General features: G+C 69.4%; 28 protein-coding genes and 1 pseudogene. 11 read left to right on the forward strand and 18 right to left on the reverse strand.

The features are described from left to right. Positions 1 to 61: 61 nt before the first annotated feature. The 6 genes and pseudogenes from ACLJRL_RS33845 to ACLJRL_RS33870 all read right to left on the reverse strand — a co-directional run bounded on the left by ACLJRL_RS33845 (position 62) and on the right by ACLJRL_RS33870 (position 7,626). Entirely contained in the window at positions 62 to 265 is a 204-nt protein-coding gene (locus ACLJRL_RS33845; protein WP_410660483.1) for a ferrous iron transport protein A, read from the reverse strand. A 48-nt stretch (positions 266 to 313) separates the two neighbouring features. Further along, positions 314 to 502: pseudogene (locus ACLJRL_RS33850) on the reverse strand (glutaredoxin family protein); the annotation flags it as partial. A gap of 3 nt (positions 503 to 505) precedes the next feature. After that, the gene (locus tag ACLJRL_RS33855) at positions 506 to 3,394 is read right to left on the reverse strand and encodes a helix-turn-helix transcriptional regulator (RefSeq protein WP_410660423.1); all 2,889 of its coding nucleotides are present in this window, start codon (positions 3,392 to 3,394) and stop codon (positions 506 to 508) included. Positions 3,395 to 3,484: 90 nt separating this feature from the next. Beyond that, positions 3,485 to 3,679: a hypothetical protein gene (locus ACLJRL_RS33860; RefSeq protein WP_410660424.1), complete on the reverse strand. Its 195-nt coding sequence runs from the start codon at positions 3,677 to 3,679 to the stop codon at positions 3,485 to 3,487. Between the two features lie 13 nt (positions 3,680 to 3,692). Beyond that, positions 3,693 to 6,572 carry a type 2 lanthipeptide synthetase LanM family protein gene (locus ACLJRL_RS33865; RefSeq protein WP_410660425.1) on the reverse strand — a complete coding sequence of 960 codons (2,880 nt, stop codon included), beginning with the start codon at positions 6,570 to 6,572 and terminating at the stop codon, positions 3,693 to 3,695. A 574-nt stretch (positions 6,573 to 7,146) separates the two neighbouring features. Continuing rightward, entirely contained in the window at positions 7,147 to 7,626 is a 480-nt protein-coding gene (locus tag ACLJRL_RS33870) for a hypothetical protein (protein ID WP_410660426.1), read from the reverse strand. A gap of 261 nt (positions 7,627 to 7,887) precedes the next feature. Between ACLJRL_RS33870 and ACLJRL_RS33875 the strand changes: the two genes are divergently transcribed. After that, the gene (locus ACLJRL_RS33875) at positions 7,888 to 8,283 is read left to right on the forward strand and encodes a MerR family transcriptional regulator (protein WP_410660427.1); all 396 of its coding nucleotides are present in this window, start codon (positions 7,888 to 7,890) and stop codon (positions 8,281 to 8,283) included. Positions 8,284 to 8,390: 107 nt separating this feature from the next. Next, positions 8,391 to 9,314: an NADP-dependent oxidoreductase gene (locus tag ACLJRL_RS33880; RefSeq protein ID WP_410660428.1), complete on the forward strand. Its 924-nt coding sequence runs from the start codon at positions 8,391 to 8,393 to the stop codon at positions 9,312 to 9,314. Between the two features lie 110 nt (positions 9,315 to 9,424). On the opposite strand, the gene ACLJRL_RS33885 is transcribed toward ACLJRL_RS33880, so the two are convergent. Then, on the reverse strand, positions 9,425 to 9,913 hold the full coding sequence (locus ACLJRL_RS33885) for an SRPBCC family protein (protein WP_410660429.1): 489 nt from the start codon (positions 9,911 to 9,913) through the stop codon (positions 9,425 to 9,427). A 101-nt stretch (positions 9,914 to 10,014) separates the two neighbouring features. Between ACLJRL_RS33885 and ACLJRL_RS33890 the strand changes: the two genes are divergently transcribed. Both ACLJRL_RS33890 and ACLJRL_RS33895 read left to right on the forward strand, forming a co-directional pair. Then, positions 10,015 to 10,899 (forward strand): helix-turn-helix domain-containing protein, encoded by an 885-nt coding sequence (locus ACLJRL_RS33890; RefSeq protein WP_410660430.1) that lies wholly within the window; start codon positions 10,015 to 10,017, stop codon positions 10,897 to 10,899. Positions 10,900 to 10,988: 89 nt separating this feature from the next. Then, complete coding sequence (locus ACLJRL_RS33895; RefSeq protein ID WP_410660431.1) at positions 10,989 to 11,942, forward strand: hypothetical protein; 954 nt, start codon at positions 10,989 to 10,991, stop codon at positions 11,940 to 11,942. 95 nt (positions 11,943 to 12,037) lie between these two features. Here ACLJRL_RS33895 and lepB read toward each other — a convergent pair whose 3' ends face one another. The 8 genes from lepB to ACLJRL_RS33935 form a co-directional block, all read right to left on the reverse strand. Continuing rightward, complete coding sequence (gene lepB / locus ACLJRL_RS33900; RefSeq protein ID WP_410660432.1) at positions 12,038 to 12,496, reverse strand: signal peptidase I; 459 nt, start codon at positions 12,494 to 12,496, stop codon at positions 12,038 to 12,040. Then, positions 12,493 to 14,325, reverse strand: a complete 1,833-nt coding sequence (locus ACLJRL_RS33905; RefSeq protein ID WP_410660433.1) for an ABC transporter ATP-binding protein — start codon at positions 14,323 to 14,325, stop codon at positions 12,493 to 12,495. The genes lepB and ACLJRL_RS33905 overlap by 4 nt, the downstream gene beginning before the upstream one ends. Beyond that, positions 14,322 to 14,861: a hypothetical protein gene (locus ACLJRL_RS33910; RefSeq protein ID WP_410660434.1), complete on the reverse strand. Its 540-nt coding sequence runs from the start codon at positions 14,859 to 14,861 to the stop codon at positions 14,322 to 14,324. The genes ACLJRL_RS33905 and ACLJRL_RS33910 overlap by 4 nt, the downstream gene beginning before the upstream one ends. Beyond that, entirely contained in the window at positions 14,858 to 15,415 is a 558-nt protein-coding gene (locus ACLJRL_RS33915) for a MauE/DoxX family redox-associated membrane protein (protein WP_410660435.1), read from the reverse strand. Before ACLJRL_RS33915 ends, ACLJRL_RS33910 begins: the two co-directional genes overlap by 4 nt. 56 nt (positions 15,416 to 15,471) lie before the next feature. After that, a complete protein-coding gene (locus ACLJRL_RS33920) occupies positions 15,472 to 15,666 on the reverse strand; it encodes a hypothetical protein (protein ID WP_410660436.1) in 195 nt (64 codons plus the stop codon). Positions 15,667 to 15,679: 13 nt separating this feature from the next. Further along, on the reverse strand, positions 15,680 to 15,856 hold the full coding sequence (locus ACLJRL_RS33925) for a hypothetical protein (RefSeq protein WP_410660437.1): 177 nt from the start codon (positions 15,854 to 15,856) through the stop codon (positions 15,680 to 15,682). 142 nt (positions 15,857 to 15,998) lie between these two features. Beyond that, positions 15,999 to 16,379, reverse strand: coding sequence for a hypothetical protein (locus ACLJRL_RS33930; protein WP_410660438.1), 381 nt, complete (start codon positions 16,377 to 16,379; stop codon positions 15,999 to 16,001). Between the two features lie 334 nt (positions 16,380 to 16,713). After that, positions 16,714 to 17,190, reverse strand: a complete 477-nt coding sequence (locus tag ACLJRL_RS33935) for a hypothetical protein (protein WP_410660439.1) — start codon at positions 17,188 to 17,190, stop codon at positions 16,714 to 16,716. A gap of 219 nt (positions 17,191 to 17,409) precedes the next feature. Between ACLJRL_RS33935 and ACLJRL_RS33940 the strand changes: the two genes are divergently transcribed. Continuing rightward, positions 17,410 to 18,402, forward strand: a complete 993-nt coding sequence (locus ACLJRL_RS33940) for an ArsR/SmtB family transcription factor (protein WP_410660440.1) — start codon at positions 17,410 to 17,412, stop codon at positions 18,400 to 18,402. A gap of 54 nt (positions 18,403 to 18,456) precedes the next feature. Beyond that, positions 18,457 to 18,630, forward strand: a complete 174-nt coding sequence (locus ACLJRL_RS33945; protein ID WP_410660441.1) for a hypothetical protein — start codon at positions 18,457 to 18,459, stop codon at positions 18,628 to 18,630. A gap of 146 nt (positions 18,631 to 18,776) precedes the next feature. Here ACLJRL_RS33945 and ACLJRL_RS33950 read toward each other — a convergent pair whose 3' ends face one another. Then, positions 18,777 to 19,862, reverse strand: a complete 1,086-nt coding sequence (locus ACLJRL_RS33950; RefSeq protein ID WP_410660442.1) for a DUF5937 family protein — start codon at positions 19,860 to 19,862, stop codon at positions 18,777 to 18,779. 99 nt (positions 19,863 to 19,961) lie between these two features. Between ACLJRL_RS33950 and ACLJRL_RS33955 the strand changes: the two genes are divergently transcribed. Continuing rightward, positions 19,962 to 21,167, forward strand: a complete 1,206-nt coding sequence (locus ACLJRL_RS33955; RefSeq protein WP_410660443.1) for an MFS transporter — start codon at positions 19,962 to 19,964, stop codon at positions 21,165 to 21,167. Here ACLJRL_RS33955 and ACLJRL_RS33960 read toward each other — a convergent pair. Continuing rightward, complete coding sequence (locus tag ACLJRL_RS33960) at positions 21,160 to 21,501, reverse strand: hypothetical protein (RefSeq protein WP_410660444.1); 342 nt, start codon at positions 21,499 to 21,501, stop codon at positions 21,160 to 21,162. The genes ACLJRL_RS33955 and ACLJRL_RS33960 overlap by 8 nt on opposite strands. A 444-nt stretch (positions 21,502 to 21,945) precedes the next feature. Between ACLJRL_RS33960 and ACLJRL_RS33965 the strand changes: the two genes are divergently transcribed. Genes ACLJRL_RS33965 through ACLJRL_RS33980 form a run of 4 tightly spaced genes read left to right on the forward strand, consistent with a single transcriptional unit; the run spans position 21,946 to position 25,771 of the window. Then, positions 21,946 to 22,227, forward strand: coding sequence for a metal-sensitive transcriptional regulator (locus ACLJRL_RS33965; protein ID WP_410660445.1), 282 nt, complete (start codon positions 21,946 to 21,948; stop codon positions 22,225 to 22,227). Positions 22,228 to 22,259: 32 nt separating this feature from the next. Then, positions 22,260 to 22,466 (forward strand): heavy-metal-associated domain-containing protein, encoded by a 207-nt coding sequence (locus tag ACLJRL_RS33970; protein WP_410660446.1) that lies wholly within the window; start codon positions 22,260 to 22,262, stop codon positions 22,464 to 22,466. A 53-nt stretch (positions 22,467 to 22,519) separates the two neighbouring features. Next, positions 22,520 to 23,488, forward strand: a complete 969-nt coding sequence (locus ACLJRL_RS33975) for a hypothetical protein (RefSeq protein WP_410660447.1) — start codon at positions 22,520 to 22,522, stop codon at positions 23,486 to 23,488. Positions 23,489 to 23,515: 27 nt separating this feature from the next. After that, positions 23,516 to 25,771 carry a heavy metal translocating P-type ATPase gene (locus ACLJRL_RS33980; protein ID WP_410660448.1) on the forward strand — a complete coding sequence of 752 codons (2,256 nt, stop codon included), beginning with the start codon at positions 23,516 to 23,518 and terminating at the stop codon, positions 25,769 to 25,771. Positions 25,772 to 25,856: 85 nt separating this feature from the next. Here the strand turns inward: ACLJRL_RS33980 and ACLJRL_RS33985 are convergent, their stop codons facing one another. Next, on the reverse strand, positions 25,857 to 26,654 hold the full coding sequence (locus ACLJRL_RS33985; protein ID WP_410660449.1) for an alpha/beta fold hydrolase: 798 nt from the start codon (positions 26,652 to 26,654) through the stop codon (positions 25,857 to 25,859). Positions 26,655 to 26,663 lie beyond the last annotated feature (9 nt).

The following is a 26,663-nucleotide window of genomic DNA, read 5'->3' on the forward strand; positions in this document are numbered from 1 at the left end:
CTTACGAGTCAGGCGGTGCGGCCTGGAGGAACTCCCCGGTGGACGGGAACCGAAGCGCCGCTCAGCGGGAACGCACCGGCGGCGGAGGAACCGTCTTGGCCAGCACGATGTCCGCCAGCCGGATGGTCGCCAGCCCGCGTTTGGTCTCCACGGTGCACTCGAAGTCGTCGCGGGAGCGCAGGTAGCCGAGCGCGTCGGTGAACCCGCCTTCGATCCGGTACCGCACGACGACCCTGGTGCCGACCGGGACGTCCGGGAGGGTCACCGGGCTCAGATGCGCGGTGAGTTCGTCGTCGCTCGGCTCGACCAGGTGGGTGCCGTCCGGCCACACGATGGTCGGGATGCGCCGCGCACCGTCCTGCAGCGCCCGCACGGTCTCCTCGGCGCGGGAATCCGCCTCGACGTCGATGTAGGCGTACTCGACACCCTGGGCGTCGAGGAGGGCACGGCTGCGTTTCACATCGGGGCACCCGTCGGCGCCGTACACGGTGAGGTTGCTCATGACTTACAGCATGCCAGGCCGTTGCGCGGCGGCCTGCTCCGCAAGTGCGGAGCGGTCCGGGAGCCCGGTCTTGGTCAGCAGGCTCGCGACGTGTTTCTCGACGGTTCTCGGGGAGATGTGCAGCCGCTGGCCGATGTCCTTGTTCCCGATGCGTTCGGCGAGCAACAGCAGGACTTCGTACTCGCGCACGGTGACGCCGGACGCGCGCAGGTCGCCGGGCACCCGGTCGACCCCGGCACGACGCTGCCGGACGGGCGCGCCGAGCTTGCGGAGCAGGCTCCGGCACGCGCCCGCGACGGCCTGGATGTCCCGGCCGTGGAAGTACTCTTCGGCCTCTTTGAGCCATCCGGCCGGATCGCCCCAGCCGTCGGCGGCGGCCGGTTCGGCGATCAGGCGGAGGCCGAGGTGGCGGGCCAGGGGATAGGGCGCCGACGTCTCCAGCGCGGCCGCCACCGCGCGTTCGGCTTCGGCCGCGTCACCCCGTCTGCCGTGCTCGACGGCGTGTGCCAGTTCCACGAACTGGCGGTTCCACCGCATCCCGCTCACCGCGGACTCGGCTTCCGGGCAGGCGGCGCCGCCGAGGGTGTCCATGAGGGTCCTGAGCCCGTGCTGCCCGGCGAGGTGGAACCGGCTGGGCCGCTGTTCCTCCAGCGCGGTCACCTGCCCGAGTTCCCGGCGCGCCCGCTCGAAGTCCTCTTCGAGCAGGGAGCAGAAGACCCGCGCGAGCCCGATGCTCAGCACCATCTCCTGCGCGTTCTCGCCGCCGATCTCCCGGAAGTCCTCCAGCGCCCGCTCCATCGCCGGCCGGTCCGCCCGGTGCCCGGCCGCCATCGCCCTGGTCATCTGCGCGTACTGCAGCAACGCGGTGAGCCGGAGCCTGCCGAGCACGGCGAGGTTCTCCTCCAGCAGTGCCTGCGCTGTCTCGAACTCGCACCGCAGGATGGCGTGCATCGTGCGCACGGAGTCGACCGCGCAGTGCAGGGTGATCGACCCGGTCCGCTGCGCGTCGGCGCGGGCGAGCAGCAGGGTCTGCTCGTCGCCGTTCATCAGCACCCGGTGCCCGCCGAGCCGGACCAGCGCCTGCGTGCGGAGGTGGTGGAGATGGTTGTCCTCGGCGGTCCGCCGCGCGAGTTGCATGTAGTGCTCGGATTCGGTGAGGTCCCGCGAGAGCGCCAGCATGCCGAGCACCTGCAGCGCCTGGCAGACGACGAACGGCTGCTCCGTGGCCTCGGCGACGCTCCACGCCTGCCGCGCGAGCCGTTCCGCCTTGCCGGTCTGGCCGGGGACGTCGAGCCAGAGGTTCGCTTCGACGGCGTCGAGCGCGGCCTGCTGAGCCGGGGAGATCGCGGTACCGAGCGGGGCGCGGGCGCGCTCGATCTGGCCGAGGCATTCGTCGTGCCGCCCGGCGATGTAGGCGGCCCAGGCGAGCTGGGTGTGCAGTTTGGCCGCGCGTTCGAGTGTCCCGATCTCGCCGAACCCGGCGGAAAGCTCGACGGCACGGTCGAACTGGCCGATCTGCCCGAGCGCGTACAGCAGCGTCTCCAGCACCTCGGCCCGGTCACCCGCGTCGGCCCCGGCGAGCAGGTCGGCGGCCTTCGTAAGCATCGTGACGGCGGAGTCGGCGGCACCGGTGTCGAGGGCACGGCGACCGGTCTCGGCGAAGAGCCGTCCCGCCGCGCGCTCGTCCATCGCGGTCAGCCGGAGCGACGCGACGAGCGCGCACAGGTCGCCGGGCAGGCCGGGATAGAGCTTCTCGACGGCGTCGGCGGCGTGGCGTGCGAGCGCCGCCTTCCGGGCGGGGACTTGGCGTTCCAGCAACGCTTCCGCGGTCAGGGGATGCCGGAAGGCGTACCAGCCCGGGGTCGTTTCGTCGGTGGTCACCAGGTTCGCCGAGACCGCCGCGGTCAGGTGGTTGTGCAGGGTCCGGTCGTTCATCCCGGTGACCGTCTGCACGACCGACAGGGGAAAGCGGCGGCCGATGATCGCGGCGACCGACAGCAGTTCGCTCGCCTGCTCGCCCAGCTGATCCATCCGGGCGCCGATGCTGGTGACCAGCGCGGCGGGAACACGGGCGCGGAGTTCACCGATCACGCGCCAGCCGTCGCGGCCCTCGACCAGCAGGCCGTCGTTCACCATGCCGTGGAGCAGCTCCTCGACGATGAACGGCAGACCGGCGCTGTTGCGCCACAACAGTTCCGCCGCGGCCGCGGGCAGCAGGTCGGGCTCGGTCTCCAGACAGGCCGCGGCGAGCCGCCGGGTGTCGGGGAGGTCGAGGCGGCCGAGTTCGAGGACGGCGCAGCTCATCCGCTGCGCCCCGGAGGTCGCCAGGCGGAGCGCGTCGGACGGTTCGTTCCGCAGCGTGCCGACGAGCAGGGTCTGTGCCCCGGCGAGGTTGTCGACGAGGTATTCGACGATGAACAGCGTTTCGGCGTCGGCGTCCTGGAGGTCGTCGAGGACCAGGAGCGCGCCGCGGTCGCGGCCGGTGATGGCCAGCAGCCGGTACACCGCCTCGGCCAGGACCATCAGGGACGCCGGTTCCCGCGGCCGGTCGCCCTGGCTCCAGTCGGGGATCAGCTGGGCGAGCACGGGGACGAAGGGGTCGAGTTCGGCGACCGCAGGCGGCCCGCCGCCGCGGAAGTGCGAGAGCAGCGCCTGGGTCAGCGGCCGGAACGGGACCAGCGGTCCGATCGAACTCGCCCTGCCCTGCAGCACCGGGATGTCGGCGGTGACGGCCCGCGACGCGGCTTCGACGGCTAGCCGGGACTTGCCGATCCCGCCTTCGCCCACCAGGAAGAGCGCGCCGCCGCGGCCGGCGATGGCGCTATCGAGAGCTCCGGAGAGCTCTGCCAGTTCGGCGTCGCGGCCGATCACCCTCGACGAACGGATCCCCACCGCCGAGACTATAGCGAGCGGATTCCCCTGCTACGGCGAAGAGTTGATCACGAAAGCGGGCATAGTGCCGCCCGCCTTCGTGAGTCTGTCTCAGATCCAGCCGCCGGTGAAGACGCTGACCACGGACGGCGAGTTGGGGTCGCCCGAGAGCGTGGCGAGCGGGTTGGCGCTCAACCGCGGCTTGTTGCCCGCCAGCGCGTGGTTGCGCGAACCGACCTCGAGCGCGCGCGGCAGCGACACCGCGCCGAGCGCGTCTTCGGTGGCGGACAGATCTCTTTCGTACATGCGGTGTATCTCCTCATACTCGGTTTCCTGGCGGGACGACGGTGGCCGCGGGATGCGGCCGGTCGGGGCGGAGCAACAGCGCGGACGGGACCCGGTCGCCGAATCCCAGCCGCAGCAGGCCGTAGCCGATGCCCGCCAGACCGCTCAGCAGTCCGGGTGCGGGCACCGCGCCGGGGGTCCCGCAGCGGGCGCCGCGCTGGTCGATGGCGGCGAGCAGGTGACCGGTCCGGCGTCGTACCGCGGCGGCGGCGCCAGTGTGCCCGTTCTCGGCCAGCACGCACAACACCTCGGTGACCCCGGTTTCGCCGTGGCACAGGCTCAGATCCTTCAGGGGTGCCCCGTCGGCCAGCAGTTTGACGCTCCGGTCGAGTTCCCGGGCGGAGGCGGGATCGGGCAGGTGGGCGGCCTGGCCGAGGGCGGCGCCCGCGAGTCCGGCGCACCAGCCGGCGGTGCTTTCCGCCCGGGCGTCCGCCTTTCCGGGCACTTCTTCGCCGGTTCGATCGTGTGCCCGCAGAACCCAGTCGACACCCGCCGATCCGCGCGCGAAATCGGTCCTTTGTGGACGCTCGCGGGCGAGGAGCTGTTCGGCGTAGACGTCGGCCCGGGCCAGCGCCGTCTCCAGTCCTGTTTGGACATACACCGAGCGCATCGACGCGACACCGCCGGCGAGCCCGGTCATGAACCCGGCCGGGGTGTCTGCGGTGGCCTCGGGCATCAGGTCGACGGCCTGCTCGACGAGGTCTCCGGAGGGGAGACCGACCAGGGTGCTGAGCCGGGCGATCGTGTACGCGACCCCGCCGAGCCCGAGCAGGCCGCCGCAGCCGGCCGTGGCGGCCAGTTCCCGGTCGGCGCGGAGCGTCGCGAACAGGCCGGGCAGCGGCGCGATCGCGTAGGCGGCCAGGTCGCGGTAGCGCGCGATCCCGGTCAGCTCGGCGAGCTGGGCGAGGAACAGCGCGACACCGCAGTAGCCCTCGCCGAGCCCGGCGCCCATCGGCAGTACGGTCCAGTACCGGTCGTCGACGAGTTCGATCCCGAGCCAGTTCGAGCGGTGCTCGTCGGAGAAGGCGTTCGCGACGAGGTGATCGCCGATCCCGCAGGCGGTGACCAGCAGCCGGTCCGCGTCGGGTGCCTGGTTCGGCACCGCCGTCTCCGCGGTCTCCCCGCTGTCCTCATGCCCGGTGGTCGCGGTGCTGATGGCCAGCGTCGACGAGATCAGCCATTCCTGGTCGCGCTGGTCGAGCGGGTCCATGTCGGCGACCTTGGCCAGCACCGTCTCCAGCGACGGCCGGTCCACCACGCCTTCGACACTGTCGCCGCGTGAATCCAGCAGCGAGGTCGACCCGGGATTCGAGGTGAACATCGGGACGTCGCCGTCCCACAGGTCGGCCCGCTCGTGCGGGACGAGCCGGAGCAGCTTCTTCTCGCCCGCCGAGTCCTCGTCGAGAAGGTCGAACGCGCGGTCGCGGTCGGCGGCGTCGCGCAGCAGGTCCGGATGCGTGGTCTCGTCCAGCAGCCGGAAGTAGAAGTTCGTCGGCCGGATCAGCACCCGGATGGGATCGGCGGCGCACCGCCGGAGGTGGTCGGAAAGCTCGTCCCGCGCGGTGGAGATCGCGTCGTAGCCGATCCGGAACCCGGCCAGCAGCGCCGCGCTGTGCTCGGCAGGGGCGACGTCGCGGCCGTCTAGGCGCGGGAGGTTGTTCCCGCCGGACAGTTCGCCGGGCACGCGGACCAGCCGCATCCGGTCGGTACCGGCGTCGGCCCAGTCGACCAGGTCGGTGGGCAGCCTGCCGCCGCGGCCGGCGAGCCCGGAGATGTCGACCGCGCCGTGCTCCCCGGCGAACAGTTGCGGCAGCAGCAGGGTGCGCTGGACGGACCGCGCCAGCATCGCGGCCGCGGGATCGCCGTCCTGCGGTTCGGGCGGCGACGGCTGGAACAGCGTCTCGATGTCGATCAGCACCGGCTGGTCGCCACTGGCGATGATGTTCTCGTAGTGAACGTCGGTCGCGTCGAGGGCGTGCAGCAGAGCCAGCAGGATGCCCTGGCGCCGGTAGAAGCGGTCGACGTCGGCGATGTCGGAGCACGGCCGGTGCTCGACGAACCGCAGCCACCCGTACCCGTCGCGCAGCAGCGCGTCGGCGGTACGCAGTTCGAGGCCGGGCAGCCGTTTGTTGAGCCGCTCGACGACGTCGGAGAACCGATCGTGCAGCACCAGCGGGCGGGGTTTGTAGATCACCTGGGCGCCGCTGGAGAACCGGAGCAGCTTGACCGAACGTCCTCGGGCGTGCGAGTCGCCGATCCCGCCGGCCACCTCGACGAGCGTGCCGAGTTCGCCGTCCATCACCGAACCGGGCAGCGCGACGGCGTCCTCAGCGAACCGGGTGAGCATTTCGGCGTGCGCCTCGGCGGCGTGCTGACAGGCCTGAGCGAGCAGGCGGGCCAGCACCGGGTACTCGCTGAATAGACGGACGAGGCCGGCCGGGGTGGACTGCTGCCGGGCGAAGTCGGCGAAGCGCTCTTCGGACGTCTCGCCCCTGAGGGTTCCGGCGTTGCGGGCGCGGTGGAGTTCCAGGACCAGCGTCCGCACCGAGAGTTTGAGCAGGTGCTGGTCGAGCTGGACCACGAAACCCCTGCGGAGCGCGTCGACGTCGGCACCGGCGAGGTCTCGCGGGACCGCTTCGAGGACGGCGGCATCGACGAACGACCTGAAGACCCCGGCGAACTCGACGCGCCAGTCACCATCTGGGGGGCGCCCCGGCAGAGGCGAAGTGACGGCGCGTTCGGCGAAGTCCGCCCATGCGGGCTTGTCCGCCTTCCGTTCGCGCGGGGCCTGGCCGTGCACCCACCACTCCAGCGGCAGGGACGTCGCCGGTAGTTCGGGAGTCACGTCACTCATCGTGTCAGCCGGTGAGGACCCGCACATGGGGGCCGAGCCCCCACATTCGCCGCACGCATGAAGATGCCCGGAGAGTGACGGCCCGCAAGTAGTCCTCTGGTTGCGTTCGGCTTCAGCGCGCCGCGGGAATATGGGGTCCCGCTACCCATGCGCCGGGACCGGTCCCGGCCCGATCATGGTCGAGTGGGAGGAACAGCCCCGACAGCGGACCGGAGTACCCGCGGCGGTCGTAGGGGGATCGCCGCGGCATCTCGGAGATCGAGATCCGACTGAGCGGGCGCGGGCCGGTTTACTGGGGGTCCGGCCCGCGCCGCCGGAAGGGGCGCTCGCCGCCGCGCTGTCCCTCAGACGGTGGTGACAGGTCGGGGGATTTCCTCGCTGGTGCTCACGACCTGATGGTCATCCCGAGGACCCGGAGAGAGCCGCCGCTACTTCTTCGACCAGCGTTCGTCGGCCGCCTCGGCATGGACGACGGACCCGGAATGCCCCTGAGTGGGCCAAGCGCGGACGTAAGCGCACCGGCAAGCTGCGCGTCTTCGCCTAACATTTACGCCTGAGTCAATCGATGTTTCAATCACGATTCGTCCAGCCTTACCGAAACATTCTGGAAGCCTCCATTTTTCCATTTTGCGGAGCCGGTCATCTTCGTTGGCTTAATTCCCTGACACGAAGTGGGCTTAAGTGTGTATATGGGTTGATTCGAAATCACTTTTCCCGCAGGGTCGGTCGTCAGGGTAAGGGTCAGCACATTTCCGGATATTTTCCATGACCCCTTCCATTTGCTCGTAGCCTCGGCTCCTTGTGCGGCAAAACCATGAGCCCAGACTGCGGATTTCGGATAGACGTTGAACTCGCGGATGGCGGGGAAGGTCATCCCCGTACCCTTGCCTGTCAAGAAGATCAACCCATCAAGGTTGTCGTAGGATTCGAAGCTTTTGCCGCAGTCTGCCGTGGCGCCGCCAGTGGAGGCGGACGCCGCGCTCGCGTCAGTTGCGAGGAATGTTGCCGCGAGTAGCGTTACGCTTGCAGTAGTTGCAAGAAGCCGATTCTTCATTATTTGGAAAGCCTTTCAATTGTAAATAGACCGCTCTGTTATTACCGTAGATGACCGGTCGCCTTGGTCAATCATATTCACGCGACCAGGTTTCGAATTTCATCCTGTTGAGTCCTGCTCAATCTGCTGAGGTCGCCCATCGAAGCGGTTCGGCCCGATCACCTCACGGGTCGCGGCCGCCGCCGAGTTCGCAGCAACCCCCGCCAGAGGTAGTGGCATGCTTTCCGCTGGTGGTCTGAACCTGGGCGTAGGCTCTCAGGGATGCGGATCGGTGAGCTGTCCAGGCGTACGGGCGTGAGTCCGCGCTCACTGCGGTACTACGAAGAGCAGGGCCTGCTGAGCAGCTCACGTTCCGAGGCGGGGCAGCGTCACTATTCCGATGCCGAGGTCCAGCGCGTGTCGCTCATCCGACGGCTGTTCGATGCGGGTATGTCCAGCCGGGTGATCGCGACGGTGCTGCCGTGCGTGGACGTCCCAGGTGACCTGGGCGTCGCCGAGGAGACGTTCACGGCGATGACGCACGAGCGCGACCGGATCGACGCAGACATCGCGCACCTGATCGAGACCCGGGAAGCGCTCGACGTGCTGATCAAGGCCAACAGCCGGCACCGGGCGGAGCTGTCCACGGCCCCGGAACCGGTGGCGCAGTCGGCCTGATGCTGTGACCTCCACCTCAGCCGGTTGCCCCTTACATCGATGTCAGCGGTGAGGATGGCTACAGAGCCCGGAACCACCGGGGTCGGTCACCCGAGAGGCAGCAGAAAATGGGACAGGCGTGGGGTTTCGGCAAGCATGGCGGGCCCGAGGTGCAGGAGTTCTTCGATCGTCCCGATCCCGCTCCCGGTCGCGGCGAGGTGCTGATCCGGGTCACCGTGGCCGGCGTGAATCCCCTTGACCACATTGTGCGCTCGGGGCTGGTCGACGGGCTCGACGGCGGGCGTCCGTTTCCCCGTGTGCTGGGCATGGAGGCAGCCGGAACCGTTCTCGCCCTGGGTGAGGACGTCGACGGGCTCGAGGTGGGTGACGAGGTCTTCGGCTTCGCACTCACCGGTGGCGGCACCTACGCCGAGACGACGGTGCTGTCCGCGCCGAACACCGCGCGTATCCCGGCGGGTCTGTCCGCGACCGTGGCGGCAACGCTGCCGGTGGCCGGGACGACCGCGGTGGACGTGCTCGACCAGCTCGGCCTCCCGGCCGGTGCCACGGTCCTGGTCAACGGGGTCGGGGGTGGGGTCGGCCTCGCCGTCGCCCGGCTGGCCGTCGGGCGCGAGCTGCGGGTGATCGGCACCGGGAGTACCGCCAAGCGCGAGCACGCCGAGGCCATCGGGGTGCGGTTCATCGACTACACCGCCGGGGACGTCGTCGCCGCGGCACGCGTGCTGGTTCCGGACGGCTTCGACGGGATCGTCGACCTGGTCGGAGGCACCTCGCTGCGGACGGTCGCTCCGCTGGCCCGGGATCCCCGCAACGTCATCGCGGTGGGAGATATGTCCGTGCCCGACCTCGGCGGGCGTGTCGTCGAGCGTCGCCTCGACCGCGAGAACCTGGAGCGGTCCGCCCGGCTGGCCCTCGACGGAGTCCTCGCACCCGTGATCACCGCGGTCCACCCGCTCTCCGACGCCCCGGCCGCCCTCGCCACCGTCGAGAACGGTCACACCTCGGGGAAGGTCGTCATCAAGGTGGCATGAGACGTGCCCGGCCGCCCCGACGCCGTCGACCGTCCATTGCGGACTGACGAGTGTGTCCGGACAGCCGGAAGCTCAGACGTTTCCAGCTGTCTCAGGACTTTCAAGACCGGCTACCGGGAATGTTCGGCGACCCACTGGGCGAGGGCGGTGAGGGTGGTTTCGACGCTGCCTTCCATATATCGGCGGAGAGCGTCCAGGTCGGCGCGGGTTCGTCCCAGCACCGGGTCGAGGCGCAGGAGCTGCCAGGACTGCTGGACGAGGGTGCCTCGTCCTTGGGGCCGGAAAGTCCAGCTCCAGCGGACGATGCCGTCCTCGGCGCCGCCGACGACGAAGCTGAACGCCGCCGCTGGGTCGGCTTGCACCACCTGGGAGCGGGTGGTCCATTGCTTGCCGTCTCGGCGGTTGGCGCCGCTGAACCAGGCGCCGGCCCAAGGGCCGGCGCCTTCGTCGTAGGAGACGCCATCGGCTGTGGGGCTCCAGCGGCTGATCGCGGAGACGTCGCTGATCAGGTCGTAGACCCGGGTGGGCGTGGCGTCGACCCACGCGCTCCTGGCGAAGGCGAAGTCCACCGCGGCGAGGGTTTCATTGGTGATGTTCATGGTGCCAGTGCACCGGCCGAAACGGCCGGTATCCAGACCCGTCGCTGCCTATCCCCGGCTGGGGCAGGCTGAAGTGCGCCTGGCCGGTCGATACTGGATCCATGACCGGAAAGACACAGCTCGGAGCCTTCCTGCAAGCGCGGCGATCCCAGCTGCGTCCCGAGGACGTCGGGATGCCGACCTACGGCGAACGCCGGCGCGTGCCGGGGCTCCGGCGCGAGGAGTTGGCCCTGCTCGCCGGGGTGAGCGCCTCCTATTACACGCGGCTCGAGCAGGGCCAGTCGCTGAGCGCTTCTGCCGAGGTTCTCGACGCGATCGCCGACGCCTTGCGACTGGACGAATCCGAGCGGCGGCACCTGCACGACCTGGCGCGTGCGGTCCGCCGTCGTCCCCGGGATCGGCGGCCGGCGGCGGAGCGGGTGACCGAGGCGGCCGGCCAGCTGCTGGACGTCCTGGCGGACGTACCCGCGATCGTGGTCGGCCGGCGCACCGACGTACTTGCCTGGAACCGGCTGGGGCACGCGCTGTTCGCCGGCCACCTGGACTTCGACGCTCCGAAGACCGCGGCAGGCCGTCCGAACATGGCCCGGCTTGTGTTCCTGGACAGCCACACCCGCGAGCTCTACGCCGACTGGCCGGGCAAGGCGCGGGCGGTGGTCGGAAATCTGCGCCTGGTGGCGGGCCAGCACCCCGATGACGCCGCGTTGTACGCGCTGGTGGGGGAGCTCAGCGCGAAGAGCACCGAGTTCGCCGCCGCGTGGGCCGATCACCGGGTCAAGGCGTGCGCCGTCGCCGCGTACGAGATGCGGCACCCGCTGGTCGGGGCACTGACGGTCCTGCAGCAGACCTTGAGCAGCGGACCGGGCCCCGCCGTCGTGGTCGCGACCACGGAGCCGGGCTCGCCTTCCCGGGAGGCGTTGACCCTGCTCGGCCAGGCCATCGACCACGGCACCGTCCCGGTACCGCTGGAGTACCGGCCGGTCTGACTCCACTTGCCGGGCCGTCCGGTCCGGGCTGAACACACCAGTGCGCGCCGGTGTGTCGCTGCCGCGCGCCCTCAACCAGTGAAGGAACCATGTTCAAGAAGCTGTCCAAGTCCGCTGCCCTGGCCGCCGCGGCCGTCACCGCATTGACCGCCGTTCCGGCCTCGGCCGCGTCGGCGCCCCTGTGCGGCGCGAGAATTGCCGTGCACTTCGATCTGGCCGCGGGCCAGACGCCAGAAAACATCGCTCTGGCGCCCGGCGGTGCCGCGGATGTCACTTTCGCTGCGGGCCGCCAGATCGCCGAAGTGGCTCCAGGCGGCGGCATCCGGGTCCTGGCGACCCTGCCGAAGCCCGCTGACGGCGGTGTCCGCACCCCGGTCCTGGGGTTTCCGTTGACCGTCGGGATCACCCGAGCCGGTGACGGCACGCTGTACTTCCTTTACGCCACCGGCACGTCCGACCTCACGGGCGTGTGGCGCCTGCGTCCGGGTGGCCGTCCCCAGCGGATCGCTGCGCTGCCGGCCGCCGGCCTGCCCAACGGGCTGGCGCTGGACCCGCACACCGGCACGCTGTACGTCACCGACTCGGTGCTCGGCACGATCTGGCGGGTGCCCGCGACCGGAGGAATCGCCACCGTGTGGTCGGCGGCTCCGGAATTGGCGGCCGGCGGCTTCCTCGGCGTCAACGGCCTGAAGCTTCGCGGTGGAGCGGTCTGGGCCACGAACCTGGATCGGGGCACCGTCTTGCGTATCCCGATCCGGCGGGACGGCCGCGCCGGCGAGGTGCGCACGGTGGCGTCCGGGCTGCCGGGAATCGACGACTTCGCCTTCACCGGCCGTGGGGATCAGCTGCTCGCCGCGCTCAACGGCCCGAGCGAAGTCGCGCTGGTCCAGCCAGACGGCAGCCACTCGACCGTGCTGACCGCGGCCGACGGCCTGCAGAACCCGACGTCGGTCGCCCTGCGCGGCAACATGGTCTACGTGCTGAGCGCCGCGTACGTCACAGGCAACGATCCGAACCTGGTCGTCGCCCATCTGGCCCGCTGACGCTACGCCCGCAGGACAACCTTTCCCTGGACGTGGCCGGCCTCGAGGATGCGGTGGCCCTGCGCGGCGTCGGCGAGGTTGACGAACGCCGGAGACTACGCGCCGAGCGCCCGTCTTCGGTTCCGATGCGCCGACCCACGCCGTGACGAGCCCACCACCACCCCGAGCAGCGCCTCGGCCTTCAGATAGCCGAACTGACGCGAGTCGTAGCTGTCCTCGAGATTGTCGCCGACGACGACGAACCGACCGGGCGGCACGAGCGGCTCCTGGTATCCCCACAGCACCGGCACCTCGGCGCGCGGCACCCGGTCACCGGGCCCGGCCAGCACCCGCTTGATCATCCAGGAATGTTGTTTCTCGCGCGGCCTGGCGAACACGACGAGATCGCCTCGTTTGAGCGAGCGCGCTGCTACCCGGCGAACCAGCACCCGGTCGCCGGGCCGCAGCGTCGGTAGCATGCTGGTGCCGTTCACGATGACGCGCACGAGCCGGAAGCGCAGCACGACCAGGGCGGCCGTGAGCACCGCCGCGAGGACCACCGCGACTGTGCTCACGGCAGTGCCACCTCCTCGTGGTATCCCTTGGCCTGCAACGTGTACAGCCGGTGATACACCCCGCGGGCCGAGATCAGCGCGTGGTGGTCGCCGAGCTCGGTGATCCGCCCGTCGGACAGCACGGCGATCACGTCGGCGTCGCGCACCGCGCCCAGCCGGTGGGAGATCAGCACGCTGGTCCGGTCGGCCCGATGCGCGCGCAGCCGGGTGTGCACGTCGTGTTCGGCCTCGGCGTCCAGGCCTGCGCTCGGCTCGTCCAGGATGAGCAGGTCGCGCTGGTCCCGGAGGAACGCGCGCGCCAGCGCGAGCCGTTGCAGCTGCCCGCCGGAGAGCACCACACCGGTGGACGGGTCGTCCCGGTCGACGTTGTCGGTGAAGATCCGGCTGAGCATCGTCTCGTACCCACGAGGCAGCGCCTCGATGAACTCGTGCGCACCCGCCCGCCGAGCCGCCGCTCGCAGCCGTGGCTCGTCGGCGAGCGCGTCGAGATCGCCGACCGCGATGTTCTCCGCCGCGGTCAGGTCGTAGTCCATGTAGTCCTGGAACACCGCGCCGATGCGGGTGCGCAGGTCGTCCGGGTCGAACGCGCGGAGGTCGACGCCGTCCCAGTGGATCGAGCCGCGGTCCGGGTCGTAGAGCCGGCACAGCAGCTTGATCACCGTGGACTTGCCGGCGCCGTTGTGCCCGACCAGCGCCAGCGCACGCCCGACCGGGATGGTGAGGGTGACCCCGCGCAGCACCCATGGGTGGTCTTCGCTGTAGCGGAACCACACGTCGCGCAGCTCGATGCCCCGGCGCAGCGGTGGCACCGGTACCGGCGCCGCGGACACCGGCAGGTCGCCGGTCACCGCGGTGACGAACACGTAGTGGTCGAACAGAAGTAGCGCCTGGTGCATCCGGGCGGCCTGGTCGACACCGGCCGCGAGCGCGGCCTGGATCCCGGCCACCGCCGCGACGAACACGGCCAGATCCCCGACGCTCACCGCGCCGCTCGCGGCGGCGCCCACGACCCAGAACAACCCGTAGCCGGCGATCCCGGCGGACAGCACCGCGAGCAGCCCCTGCACCCGCAGCTCCCGGCGGTCCAGGACTCGTTCGGCCCCGTAGATCCCGCGCAGCTCGGTCACCATCCGGGTGCGAAAGAACCGGCCGAGCCCGAACAACCGGACCTCCTTGGCCGCGCGCGGACCGGACAGCAGCTGCGCGTAGAAGAGTTCGCGCCGCTGTGCCGGTTCGACCTCCCACATCATCCGGGCCCGCTGCCGTGCCAACGCGAACTCGGCCACCCCGACCGGAAGAGCGCCGATCAGCACGATCACGGTCACGAACGGGCCGATCAGCAGCAGTGACACGGCGAAGCCGACCACGGTGATCGCGCCCCGGACCAGCTCGACCGCGCCGGACAGCACCGACGGCGGGCTCGCCCTGCCCGCGTCGGCGGCCAGCTGCAGCCGGTCGTGGAAACTCGGGTCCTCGAGCTTGCGCAGACCCCGAAGCCGTTCCAGCGCACCGAAAAGCCGGTCACGGGCGAGGATCCCGACCGACCGGTCGAGTTCGGCACGCAGGTACCGCTCCACGTTCGGCAGCACGGCGGCGCACACGCCGACCACGACCAGCGCGAGTGCGAGACTCACGAACGACTGGGCGGAGCCGGCCGCGATCCCGTCCAGGACGGTCCTGGTCAGCCACGCCACCGCCACCGGCGCGGCGCCGGCCAGCACCGCGACCGCGAGCTGTCCCGTCGCCGCGGCCGGGTTGGCGGCGAACGCGAGCACGATCGCGGCGCGCAGGTGGCGGATCCCGGCGCGAGCCGGCTCGACTTCACTCATGCGGGTTGATGCTGCGGGAGATCCGCCACCGTGTGCGAGGCCTGCATCACCGAGCCGTCCACGACCACCACGAACGCCGGGTATCCGCGCGTCTTGAAGGCTTTCTGGACCGGACCGGTCAGCTCGGCCTCGGTGACGATCCGGCCGAGCCCCTTGAGCGCCGAATGGTACTTCGCACCGCTGGTTTCGCTGGTGATCACGATGAGCGTCCGCTCGGGACCACCGGGAAAGGTCCCCGTGTACTCGACAAAAGGCGTCAGCTCCTGCTCGCACGCCGGGCAGTCGGGGGAGAAGAACGCCACCAGGTTCGCTTCGGCGAGGTCGTCGGCCGACACGGCCGCACCGTCCACAGTGGTCGCGGTGAACGGTGCGACCAGCTCGCCGGGCTCGGCGATGGCCGTCTCCCCGGGGGCGGACTGCAACGCGGTCAGCCGGGCGGTGTGGTCGCGCAGCCGGCGGATGACGCCGAGAGTGAGCACGAGGTCCAGCAGGCACAGCATCCCGACGAGCGCGACGGCGACGGACAGGACGGTCATGAGGGAATCCCTTCGTGATGGTGCGGGGGCGACGGCACACCCAGGAACAGGTCAGCGAGGGCGTCGAAGCTGATCACCAGCAGGGCCACGACGACCCCGGCGACGGCGGCCAGGCCCAGTGCGGCCGGATCACTCCCATCGCCGTCGCGGCCGGGCAGCACGAACGCGAGGACGGCGAGCACGATCAGCAGTGCGTTGCGCACCAGCTGGCGAGCGCCCAGAGGAGCGGCCGAGCCGCCGAAGCACCGGCACGACGCCGTAACGCCCCGGCGCAGGGCGGCGGCGATGGCCACCGTGAACGCCGTGAACAGTGCCCCGGCCGCCAGCAGCCCGGCGGTCGCGGTGTTCGGCACGGCCAGTCCCACGACGATGACAAGCTCGGTGACGACTACCGCAGCGGCCAGTGGGGTGCCGTGACCGCGTGCGGCCGGTACCAGTTCGACGGTGGCCCGGCGGAATGCGGCGAACGACTCCCGATTCCGGGATTTGGAGATCGCGGACACCGCGAACACGACGATCAGCGCGCACCGGCAGCCGAATACGACGTAGAACATCATTCTCCCGACGGGGTAGGGGCGGCGGGAGGTGCCCGCCGCCCCGGAGACGGAAATCAGCCGCCGCAACAACTTTCGGCCATCTGGCAGCTACCGCATACTCCGTTGCAGCAACGGCGATAGCGTTGGACGCAGCCCGAGCAACCGCCGCAGTTCGGGTAAGTGCACGCCGCGGTGGTCGCCGCGTCGGCGACGATCGGGACGAACACGCCCAGGATGCGCTCACCCAGCCGTTCCATCAGTGCGACCATCGGATCTCCCCTTTCAGCAGTCGTACACGAGGTTGCAGCCACACCCCGCACACGGGCGGTACCTGGCCTGGCGGTTCCGGCAGTAGCAGAAGATCTGCGCTTTGGTTCCCACGCCACCCGCCTGCGCCTCGACGACCGGAACGACCTTGCCGAGCAGTCGGTCGCTGAGCTTGCCTAATTTCGCGATCATGTGATTTCCCTTCCTGTGGCGAATACATCACTTTGAATTCCGACGGTTCTTATCCGCCCGACGACCGTCGCACCGCAGTCAGCCAGGTTGCTGCGTCTCTGCCTCACGGATGTCCCGGTCATGACCCTGTCGGGAGTGATTCCTATCGGTCGTTTGTACAGATGCTGGGGATGTAGCCTGACCACCCGGCATAACCGTCGTGGCGCTTGATCCCGTCCTGGACCAGGATCCATCCGTTCATGCCGGTGTATCCGCACGCCTTGTAGCTCGCACCGACGACCAGCTTGCGGCACGGGAACGTCTCCCCGGCGAAGACGGTGAAGATCGTTGGGGACGCCGCGTCGGGTCGGGCCTTGGCGGCCACGGTGTCGTGGACGTCGACCCATGACCCGGTGCACTGGCCGCCCGCCATGACGGTGGGGCCCCCGCTCTCCGCCGCGACACCAGTTCCGGACGCGACAGCCGAGGCCGCCACCACCGTGGCCGTCAGGGCTGCCAACGGGAACAGCTTCGATTTTCGCATTTCTTCCCCTTTCGTATGCCTGCCAGCCCATTCGTTCGAGCTGTGAGCAAGGTCCTTCTTTAGCGTCTGCCTCCTTCCGGTGATCTCGCGCGACCATGACTACTTAACCGGTCGGGAGTCTGTAACCGGAAAGGATTTGAGCCAGTTGAAATCAACACGCGTGTGGTCAGCCGACGTCGATCGAGGTCCTGCCATCTGTGTAGTGCGGATGGGTTGTCCGGCGCCGGAGGCTGGACGCCGGACATCAACCTCCGGACAAGGGCAACCGGGCAGGGGAGGGGTTGGGGAGGAGATGTCGCGTTCTGAGCGACCGTTAGAGCTGCGGCCGTTCAGCTCAGCGGTCTTCGATGGTTTGACCCAAGGCCAACAGATCGCCGGTGTGGCTGCTGTACTTGAACGAAGCTGCCCGGAAAGTGTATCTCGCGCTCAAGCCGGTGAATTTCGGCGTCCAGCACCGGGTCTGACCCGGCCCCACCATCTTGTTCCCGCCCGGGCTGTCGCAGGTGATTTCACTTTCCCAAACGTCATCCCGGTACCTGCCGAGGTGTACCTGCGCATATTGACTGGCCGTCATCGGGCTGGTGTAGATGACGAAGCCCCAGTATTTGTAGGCACTGTCACGACAGATCTCCACGGTACCGACCCGGCTCCCGTCGGCCTCGGCTTTCACCGGTGCCGTGGTCACGATCGTGCCGTAACTGGTGCCCCACTGGCAGTCCGGGGCGGCCTGCGTGTGGGCCGCCGCGGGCATCGCCATGCATAGAACGGCCGCGCTCGAGATCCCTAGCGTCGCGATGATCTTCTTGATCATGGGATTCTCCATTCTGGATACGTCCGTTTGCCGTAGTCGTATTTCGGTTGATTCCGATGAGTCCTGGCCGCGCCGCGGCGGTTACCGCCGCCGCGGCGGGTGCATTTTCGTGGATTCTTATCCCCTTCGTGTACGACCCAACTCAATCAAGCAAGAACCTGTGAAGGGAAAAAATTCGAGTCAGCTCAAATCCAGTGCGGCAACTGTTAACGTCAGCCGGTGTTCACGCTGCGGGTCGACCCCGAGACGGTGTCCAGGACGCGTTGGTCGCCATCGCCGGCGTCGGAGTCCATGGCGTGGCTGAAACTCGCCGCCGCCTCGGGGAGGCATCCGGTCTTCGGGGATCCCGGTGCGCTTGCTCGCGCGTCACTCGCCCATCGGGACGTCGCGCTGCTCGTGGACCTGTTGCCTCAAAATGGCGACACTTACCTGCCTGACCTGCTCACTCCGCAACCTGGAGCGGGTACCCGGCGCAATGACTTGATCGAGGAACAGATCGCACGGATCGAGGCGACCACGCAGGAGGACCTGGAAAGTCAGGTGTTCACCTGGACTCAGGTCCACTGGAGCAGGCCGTTGTCGACCGGTACCCGTCGGCTCGCGGAGTCCGGACGGCTGCAGCGACGCCTGGCCAACGGCCTGGCTCAGTTCTGGCGAGTCGCGTTGTCCGACAGCTGGTCCGAACTCGGCTCGATCGTCGACCAGGACATCTCACATCGTGCGAAGTCCGTTATCGGCCATGGTGTCGGCCGGGCGCTGGGAGAACTTCATCCGGATATCGGGTGGGTAGGTGACGCTGTCACCCTCGCCAAGCCATGGGACGGCGAACTCGATATCGCCGGCCGGGAACTGGTCCTCGTGCCCGGCGTGCTCACCTGGCCTGACGTCATCGTCCAGGTCGATGTTCCCGGGGAGGTCGTCGTCTACTATCCCGCCCACCGGATCGGAACGGGCCGGGGCCACAAGCCGGGAGCGATCGCGCAGGTGGTCGGTTCCGCCCGCGCGGCCTTGCTGGAGGACCTCGAAACCGCGCGATCGACCGCGGAACTCGCCGGCCGGACCGGATACAGCGCGGGCACCGTCTCCTATCACCTCAGCGCGCTACATCGCGCGGGCCTCGTCAGCAAAGTCAGGGACAAACGCTATGTGCTGTACCAACGGACGCCCCAGGCGGTGGTTCTCCTCGAAGACACCCGCGACCAGCGTCAGTGAACTCCCCGCGACAAGGAGCCGTGACGCCTCACGCCGGTGCTCCGTTCGGCCTGGGTGAAAGGCATAGCCGGGCAGTTCGCGGGCCGGGGAATCGACCTCGCCACCGCGGCCGAGCCGGACCTCGTGATCGATCGCTTCGACAACTGGGCCAACCAGTCCAGTGAGATCGTTTTCAACTGCTTCACGGGTCCGTGCTGTACCGCGCCGCCCCTGGCCGAGACAGCCTGACAGAAGTTGGCAGCAGCCCCTTCCAGGGCGTTGCGTGACGCCTGCCGGCCAGCAGGCGCGCGACAGCGAGAACTGGGCGGCGAAGATCGCGGGGCCGGCTGAAGGACGAAGACGCTGCCGCGATCGCTGCGGGTCGCGTCCGCTGCTCAGCGCAGTACGGCCGCCAGCAGGTCGGCCCCCAGCGTTGTCAGATCGGGCAGGTTGAGGGTGTAGCGGACGTAACGACCGTGCCGCTGGGCCGTGAGCAGGCTCGCGCGGCGCAGGACAGCGAGGTGGCGGGAAACCTCCGGGGGTGAAAGTTCCCAGGCGCGGGCCAGCTCGCTGGTCGTGTGCGGGCCGCGGGCCAGGGTGCGCAGCAGCCGCAGCCGTACCGGATGCGCGAGTGCCTCCAGCCGTAGCGTGACCGTTTCCAGCGATACCGGCTCCGATGGACTCGACTCGGCCACGGGGTACTGCACCACCGGCTGCCACCCGGGCGCGTGGATCACCACCAGGTGCGGGCGGCCGAAGACGCTGGGGAGGAAGGTGACCCCGGTGCCGTGGGCGGCGGTCGCGTTGTCCTGCAGCTTGTCCACGATGATGCGGTTGCCGTCCGGCGCCAGAGTGACGGCGTCGGAGATCGACGCGAGCGCCGCCCCGATGCCGTGGCGCTTCAGCAGGTTGTTCTTCAGGCGCAGATCGGTGGCGAGTTGCCCGGCGATGCCCGTCCAGGCGGCGTCGAAGAAGGCCTCGGCGCACTGTTCGAGGGTGTGCCGCACCCATGCCCGCACGGCAGCGGGGTCCGCGAGCAGCCGTTCCGCGAAGGCCCCTTGGAGCGCGCCGCGGGCCTGGGCGAGGTCCAGGGCCCGCTCACGCTCCGCCGCGTCGGCGAGCGGCGACGGTGTGGCGAAGTGGACCCGGTTGTTGCCGCACGTGGTGATGAGCGCGGCGGTCACATAGGTTTCGTCGTCGATCCGGTCCACATCGTCCAACTCCTCGGTGAGGGTCGGCCGGGGACGAGCGGGGACCAGGAAGTCGGCTCGTGAGGAACGCCAGAGGAACTCCGCCTCCCTGAGCCGCTCGGCCAGCTCCGGTCGCAGCCCGGCCCAGACGGTCCCGGCCCAGCCGGCGAGCTGCGGGTGATGCCCGGGTTCGGCCAGCACATGCAGCATCGCGGTCAGCTCGGCCAGCGGGGAGACAGTGAACCGCAGCCGCCCGGACGGCAGGCCGCCGATGTCGATCCTCAACGTCATCCGCTCATTCTCGCTGGTCGGATGGCCGAGAACCGCGTCGGTTGACGGTGTCCGTCAACCGACGCGGTCGGACCGGCGGCCGAGCGCACCGTTGGCGCCATGGCAACCATCACCAGGATCCGGCCGCGCGCCCTCGTCCGTGCCTCCGGAGGCCCCCGCTATGCCGTCGCCCTGGCCGTGGACGCGCTCGGCACCGGCATGCTGCGGCCCTTTTTGCTGCTCTACGGGGTGACCGTGCTGAGGCTGTCCGCGCCGGCCACCGGCATCGCCATGACGGTCGGCGTCGTCGTGGGTCTGGTGTGCACGCCCGCGGTCGGCCGATGGCTGGACCGGGGCGCACGCAGCACGGTCGTGGCAGCGTCGATGCTGGTGCGGGTGCTGGGCGTGGCGCTGCTGCTGGCCGCCCCGGCAGGGCACGTCTGGCTGTTCGCGGCGGCGGCGCTCTTCCTCGGCATCGGCAACCAGGCATGGCCGGCCGCCCATGCGGCCCTCGTGGCCACGGTCGCCCACGGCCGCGAACGCGACGTCGCTCTCGCGGCAGGCCGCGCCCTGCGCAACGCCGGCATGGGCGTGGGCGCGCTACTGGCCACCGCGTGCCTGGCGGGTGGCACCACCGCATTGCAAGCGCTGGCAGCCGTCACCGGGCTCGCCTATCTCGCCGCGGCGGCGTTGGCGTGGTCGATCCACCTGCACGCGCATCCGGCCGCTACTCCCGCCGAAGACAGGGACGAGGTGCCCGCACCACGGATGCGCGCGCTGCTGGCCGCCAACGTGGTCTACGCCTTCTGCCTCAACATCTTTGAAATCGCGATCCCTCTGGTATTGGTGACCCGGTTGCACGCATCCCCGATGTGGTCGGCAGCCATCTTCGTGGCCAACACGGTGCTGGTGGTCACCCTGCAGGTTCCGGTCACCGTCCTGATGTCCCGCTTCTCCCGGCGGACCGTGCTGGCTTTCTCCGGCGTGGTAATCGCCGCGTCCTACCTCGGCTTCCTCGCGGCCACCTCACTGGGACACGGCTGGGGCCCTCCCGTCGTCGCCATGGTGGCCGTGGTCTGCACCGTTGGCGAGATCATCTATGCCGGCAGCGTCACCGCACTCGTCACCGCCCTCGCCCCAGCTCATCTCCTGGGACGCGCCCTCGCTCGCTTCCAGCTCTCCACGGGCTTCGGCCTCGGCGTCTCCCCAGCGGTCATCACCGCCCTCGCCTCCCACGGCTCGCCCGCCCTCTGGGGCGGCCTCGCCGCCGCGACGCTCTGCTCCGCCTCCGCAGTCGCCACCGGGAAAGATCAAAGGGTCAGCTGAAGACGACGGACCTCAGTTTCAGGCGATCGGAGGCGCGCCCGCCGGCGCGCAGCGTGTAGAACGCGTCGCCCTCGCAGCCGGAGGCTTTGAACATGGTCACGGACGAGTAGGTCCGGTTATGTGGCCGGAAGGCCTCGGCGTCAGCGAAGTCGGCGATCTCCGGGATTTCCAGGCAGTATCCACTGGGAGGGTCTACCAGTACTCCCTGCTGGGGCTCTCCGTCGTCGTTGTACAAGTAGGTGAATTCGCCTTCGGTGGCTGACGCGGATGCCGGGACCGCGATGCCGAGGGCGCAGGCGCTCATGACAGCGAGCAGGGCGGCGCGAATACGCATGGCAGGTCGTTTCCTTTCACGGGATGCGGCGCATCGACCTGGTCGGCGAGCGTCCGCATCGACACCGATTGTGATCGGCCCGTCACTGAGTCCACAGGCTTCGCCGGGTCGGCGTCCACCGTGATGCCTCGTCCAGGGTCACCCGCAAGACCATGACCGCGCGGGCGTCAGACGATGAGTGAGCACGTCTTTTGTCAGCTGAGTAGCTCACCGGCGTTCACGTTCGTGGTCATTCTCGTGGGCGACGCCCGGCAAGCGACACGCACGCTTCGTGAGCATGCAACGGCTTGAATCGGAGAGCGCTACATCCTGCAAGACGCGGCCGAGGAATGCCCGCCGGGCTTGCGGGGTGACGCGGCGGTATCGCCGTGGCATACGTCACGGGGGTATAGTCATTGCCCTACCCCCCAGGGGTATGTAGGGTCGGTCCCAGGAGGACGCGAGATGCACGGATACAGCCAGGACAAAGACGAATACCTCGCGCGGCTACGACGGATCGAAGGACAGATCCGGGGCTTGCAGCGGATGGTCGAAGAAGACAAGTACTGCATCGACATCCTCACCCAGGTCTCCGCCGCCACCAAGGCGCTGCAGTCGGTGTCGCTGGGGCTGATGGACGAGCACCTCAGGCACTGCGTGTCCGACGCCATCGCCAAAGGTGGCACCGACGCCGGCGAGAAGATCCAAGAAGCGAGCGAGGTCATCGCCCGCCTCGTCCGTTCTTGAAGCCACACAACGAAAATCGGAGGAGAACCACGATGAGCGAGACCACCTACAACGTCACCGGCATGACCTGTGGCCACTGCGTCAACTCGGTCACCGAAGAGATCGGCAAGATCGACGGCGTCACGGACGTTCGTGTCGACCTGCCGTCCGGCGCGGTGACCGTCGTCAGCCCCCAGGAACCCGAGGTCGCGGAGGTGCGCGCGGCCGTCGAAGAAGCCGGATACGAGCTGACCGCCTGATTCGCGGGACGGCTCTCTGATCGCGGGTTTCGGCCCGTACTAAGGACTTCACGATGAATACAGCAGCGAAGCTCTCCGCCTACGGTGTGGCGCTTGCCCTGGTCGCCGGTGGCGCCTGGGTCGCAGGCACCGCTGTCGGTCCTTTCGCCGGCGCTGCCGGCCTGCCTGGCGGCGAGGACGCCGGGCATGGGGACGCTCACAGCGGCACCGTCGCGGAGGCGGCGCAGACCGACGAGCCCGGCGGGCTCGCGTCGTCCAGGGGCGGCTACACCCTCACGCCCATCTCCACGACGCTCACGACCGGGACGACCCAGCCCTTCTCCTTCCGGATTCTCGGGCCCGATGGCGCGCCGGTCACCGGCTACGACGTCGAGCACGAGAAGCGAATGCACCTCATCGTCGTCCGCCGCGACACGGCGGGATTCCAGCACATACATCCCGAACTGGGCGCGGACGGCACCTGGACGGTTCCGCTCGCGCTGCCGCAGGCCGGCAGCTACCGGGTCTTCGCGGACTTCAAGCCGACAGGCGGGAACGCCACGACGCTGGGCGTCGACGTCGCCGCGGCCGGAGACTTCACGCCCGTCGAGTATCAGCCGTCGCGCGTCGCGAACGTCGACGGCTACCAGGTGCGCCTGGACGGCGAACTGGCGCCGGGCAGGTCGTCGAAGGTGACTTTGACGGTGACCAAGGACGGCCGGGAGGTGACCGATCTGCAGCCGTACCTCGGCGCTTACGGACACCTGGTGGCGCTGCGCGGCGGCGACCTGGCCTACCTGCACGTCCACCCGGACGGCGAGCCCGATGACGGCCGGACCACTCCCGGCCCCACGGTCACCTTCTTCGCGCAGGTCCCCTCGGCAGGCACCTACCGGCTGTTCCTGGATTTCCTGCACCAGGGCAAGGTTCGTACGGCCGAATTCACCGTCGCCACCGCGGGCGTGCCCGCCACAGCCCCCTCAGCGGCTCCCAGCCCGACGCAGCCACCGGCGGCCGATGACGGTCACGGCGGGCACGGCTGACCGCGAGAGATGGGAAGGAGACCCGACATGACAACGGAACTCGACCGGGTGGCCACCGCTGAGGTCGAACTCGCGATCACCGGGATGACCTGCGCGTCGTGCGCGATGCGTATCGAGAAGAAGCTCAACAAACTCGACGGTGTCACCGCGACTGTCAACTACGCCACCGAAAAGGCGAAGGTCGTCTATGACGAAGGGATCGAGCCGAGCAAGCTGATCGAGCAGGTGGAGGCGGCCGGCTACACGGCCGCCCTGCCCGCTCTGCCGGAAACCGGGCAATCAGGCGGACCGGCCGAGGAGGTCGACTCGACCGCTCCGTTGCGGCAGCGGCTGATCGGCTCGGCGGTGCTGTCGGTTCCGGTGATCCTGCTCGCGATGGTGCCCGCGCTGCAGTTCACCTACTGGCAGTGGATCTCACTGACGCTGGCCGCGCCGGTGCTGGTGTGGGCGGCGTGGCCGTTCCACAAGGCGGCGTGGGCGAATCTGCGTCACGGCGCGGCCACAATGGACACTCTCATCTCGATGGGCACGCTCGCCGCGTTCCTGTGGTCGTTGTACGCCTTGCTGTTCGGCACCGCCGGGACGCCGGGGATGACGCATGCCTTCGAGCTGACGGTGCGGCGGATGGCCGGTGACGGCAACATCTATCTGGAGGTCGCCGCCGGCGTCACGACGTTCATCCTCGCCGGACGGTATTTCGAGGCTCGTTCCAAGCGCCGGGCCGGTGCCGCGCTGCGGGCGCTGCTCGAACTGGGCGCGAAGGACGTCGCGGTACTCCGTGACGGCGATGAAGTGCGCATCCCGGTCGGTCAGCTGGTCGAGAGTGACCTGTTCGTCGTGCGGCCGGGGGAGAAGGTGGCCACCGACGGCGTCATCGCCGAAGGCACATCGGCGGTCGACGCGAGCATGCTGACCGGCGAAAGTGTCCCCGTCGAGGTCGGACCCGGCGACGCGGTGGTCGGGGCGACGGTGAACGCGGGCGGGCGGCTCGTCGTCCGCGCGACACGGGTCGGTGCCGACACCCAGCTGGCGCAGATGGCGAAGCTCGTCGAGGACGCGCAAACCGGCAAGGCACAGGCCCAGCGGCTGGCGGACCGGATCTCGGCGGTGTTCGTGCCGATCGTGATCGCGCTCGCCGCCGGCACCCTGATGTTCTGGCTCGGAGCAGGAGGAACCGCGTCAGCGGCGTTCACCGCCGCGGTCGCCGTCCTGATCATCGCCTGCCCGTGCGCACTCGGCCTCGCGACGCCGACCGCGCTGCTCGTGGGCACCGGCCGCGGCGCGCAGCTCGGGATCCTGATCAAGGGACCGGAGGTGCTGGAATCCACCCGCGCGGTCGACACGGTCGTGCTGGACAAGACCGGCACCGTCACCACCGGACGGATGGCGCTGGTCGAGGTCCACGTCGCCGAGGGCGTCGACACCGAGGAGGCGTTGCGGCTCGCGGGTGCGCTGGAGAACGCTTCGGAGCACCCGATCGCGCAGGCCATCGTGGCCGGTGCGCGGGGCCGGGTCGGCGAACTCCCGGCCGTCGAGGACTTCACCAACGTCGAAGGCCTTGGTGTGCAAGGGATCGTCGAGGGCAAGGCGGTGCTGGTCGGCCGCAGTGCGCTGCTGGAGGAGTGGGCGCACCACTTGTCCGATGACCTCGCCAAGGCCAAGTCCTCCGAAGAGGAACTCGGCCGGACAGCGGTCGTGGTCGGCTGGGACGGGAAGGCCCGTGCGGTCCTCGTCGTCGCCGACACGGTGAAACCGACCTCTGCCGAAGCCATCACGCAGTTGCGGGCGCTCGGCCTGACCCCGGTACTGCTCACCGGTGACAACGCGGCCGTGGCCCGTGCGGTGGCGGCGGAAGTGGGGATCACCGAGGTGATCGCGGAGGTCCTGCCTCGGGACAAGGTCGAGGTGGTCAAGCGGCTGCAGGCCGAGGGCAAGGTGGTCGCGATGGTGGGCGACGGTGTCAACGACGCGGCGGCGCTGGCCCAGGCCGACCTCGGCCTGGCCATGGGCACCGGCACCGACGTCGCCATCGAGGCGAGCGACATCACCCTCGTCCGTGGGGACCTGCGGGCGGCGGTGGACGCGATCCGGCTCTCGAGGCGGACGCTGCGCACCATCAAAGGAAACCTGTTCTGGGCCTTCGCCTACAACGTCGCGGCGCTGCCCTTGGCCGCGGCGGGGCTGCTCAACCCGATGATCGCCGGCGCCGCGATGGCGTTCAGCTCGGTCTTCGTGGTCACGAACAGCCTGCGGCTCAAGGGATTCCGCAGCACAGCGAGCTGACCCTCGCTGGATTTCGAGGCGCTCTCACAACACGCTTTCGTGTTGTGAGAGCGCTTGTCGTTCAGATCCTCTTTCCCCACAGGTACTAGAGACCCTGGTTGGCGAGGAACCTGCGGATGGCGGGCGCGAACGCCTCGGCGAGATCCTCGGCGGTGCGCAGGGTGCTCGACAGGGAAACAGGCGCGAGATGGCCGTCGGGCATGATGCGGGCGGCGTTCTCCGCCAGTGCGGTCGGGTGCCGTTGGTCCATGCCGGGGAAGATCAGGGTGGGCGTCGTGATCGCGGCGAGGTCGTCCACAGAGCGGAATGAGCGGTCGCGGCCGATGGCGGCCGCGGCGGCGACGCTCGCGGGGTCGGAGCGCGGGATGGCGTCGCGCACCAGAGCGCCGATGACCGGCGCGAGGTGGGGCAGGATCGGCGCCCAGGCCGCCTCGACGCCCTCGGTCCGGACGCGTGCGGCGAACGCGTCCATGAACGCGATTTCAGCTCGCTTCGCTTCGTCGTCTTCGATGTCTTCGACGCTGATCAGGATCGCGGCGCGGGCCCGGCTGGGATGTTCGAGGCAGGTGCGCTGGGTGATCGTCGCGCCGAGTCCGGTCCCGCCGACGACGGCACGCTGTTCGCCGAGGTGGTCCAAGAGCGCGGTGACGTCGTCGGCGTATCGGGTCCAGGTATGGCGGGCCGGGTCGGTGCAGACCGATCGTCCGTAGCCGCGTACGTCGGGGAGTACGACGGTGTGGCGGTCGGTGAGCTGCCGGGCCAGTGGGAGGAGACTGTGGTGATCCGGACCGCCCCCGTGCATGAGCACAAGGGGCGGCCCGGAGCCGAGTATGGCGGCGAACAGCGGACAGCCGTCGCTGCCGTGATAGGTGATGGTTTCCATCGCGAGCGG

This window comes from Amycolatopsis sp. lyj-112, from assembly GCF_046549055.1.
GTDB lineage: Bacteria > Actinomycetota > Actinomycetes > Mycobacteriales > Pseudonocardiaceae > Amycolatopsis.

Coding starts and splice junctions, on each gene's coding strand:
- ACLJRL_RS33860 (WP_410660424.1), bottom strand. CDS start 3,679: ATGTACGAAAGAGATCTGTCCGCCACCGAAGACGCGCTCGGCGCGGTG.
- ACLJRL_RS33865 (WP_410660425.1), bottom strand. CDS start 6,572: ATGAGTGACGTGACTCCCGAACTACCGGCGACGTCCCTGCCGCTGGAG.
- ACLJRL_RS33870 (WP_410660426.1), bottom strand. CDS start 7,626: ATGAAGAATCGGCTTCTTGCAACTACTGCAAGCGTAACGCTACTCGCG.
- ACLJRL_RS33875 (WP_410660427.1), top strand. CDS start 7,888: ATGCGGATCGGTGAGCTGTCCAGGCGTACGGGCGTGAGTCCGCGCTCA.
- ACLJRL_RS33880 (WP_410660428.1), top strand. CDS start 8,391: ATGGGACAGGCGTGGGGTTTCGGCAAGCATGGCGGGCCCGAGGTGCAG.
- ACLJRL_RS33885 (WP_410660429.1), bottom strand. CDS start 9,913: ATGAACATCACCAATGAAACCCTCGCCGCGGTGGACTTCGCCTTCGCC.
- ACLJRL_RS33890 (WP_410660430.1), top strand. CDS start 10,015: ATGACCGGAAAGACACAGCTCGGAGCCTTCCTGCAAGCGCGGCGATCC.
- ACLJRL_RS33895 (WP_410660431.1), top strand. CDS start 10,989: ATGTTCAAGAAGCTGTCCAAGTCCGCTGCCCTGGCCGCCGCGGCCGTC.
- ACLJRL_RS33905 (WP_410660433.1), bottom strand. CDS start 14,325: ATGAGTGAAGTCGAGCCGGCTCGCGCCGGGATCCGCCACCTGCGCGCC.
- ACLJRL_RS33910 (WP_410660434.1), bottom strand. CDS start 14,861: ATGACCGTCCTGTCCGTCGCCGTCGCGCTCGTCGGGATGCTGTGCCTG.
- ACLJRL_RS33915 (WP_410660435.1), bottom strand. CDS start 15,415: ATGTTCTACGTCGTATTCGGCTGCCGGTGCGCGCTGATCGTCGTGTTC.
- ACLJRL_RS33920 (WP_410660436.1), bottom strand. CDS start 15,666: ATGGTCGCACTGATGGAACGGCTGGGTGAGCGCATCCTGGGCGTGTTC.
- ACLJRL_RS33925 (WP_410660437.1), bottom strand. CDS start 15,856: ATGATCGCGAAATTAGGCAAGCTCAGCGACCGACTGCTCGGCAAGGTC.
- ACLJRL_RS33930 (WP_410660438.1), bottom strand. CDS start 16,379: ATGCGAAAATCGAAGCTGTTCCCGTTGGCAGCCCTGACGGCCACGGTG.
- ACLJRL_RS33935 (WP_410660439.1), bottom strand. CDS start 17,190: ATGATCAAGAAGATCATCGCGACGCTAGGGATCTCGAGCGCGGCCGTT.
- ACLJRL_RS33950 (WP_410660442.1), bottom strand. CDS start 19,862: ATGACGTTGAGGATCGACATCGGCGGCCTGCCGTCCGGGCGGCTGCGG.
- ACLJRL_RS33955 (WP_410660443.1), top strand. CDS start 19,962: ATGGCAACCATCACCAGGATCCGGCCGCGCGCCCTCGTCCGTGCCTCC.
- ACLJRL_RS33960 (WP_410660444.1), bottom strand. CDS start 21,501: ATGCGTATTCGCGCCGCCCTGCTCGCTGTCATGAGCGCCTGCGCCCTC.
- ACLJRL_RS33965 (WP_410660445.1), top strand. CDS start 21,946: ATGCACGGATACAGCCAGGACAAAGACGAATACCTCGCGCGGCTACGA.
- ACLJRL_RS33970 (WP_410660446.1), top strand. CDS start 22,260: ATGAGCGAGACCACCTACAACGTCACCGGCATGACCTGTGGCCACTGC.
- ACLJRL_RS33975 (WP_410660447.1), top strand. CDS start 22,520: ATGAATACAGCAGCGAAGCTCTCCGCCTACGGTGTGGCGCTTGCCCTG.
- ACLJRL_RS33980 (WP_410660448.1), top strand. CDS start 23,516: ATGACAACGGAACTCGACCGGGTGGCCACCGCTGAGGTCGAACTCGCG.
- ACLJRL_RS33985 (WP_410660449.1), bottom strand. CDS start 26,654: ATGGAAACCATCACCTATCACGGCAGCGACGGCTGTCCGCTGTTCGCC.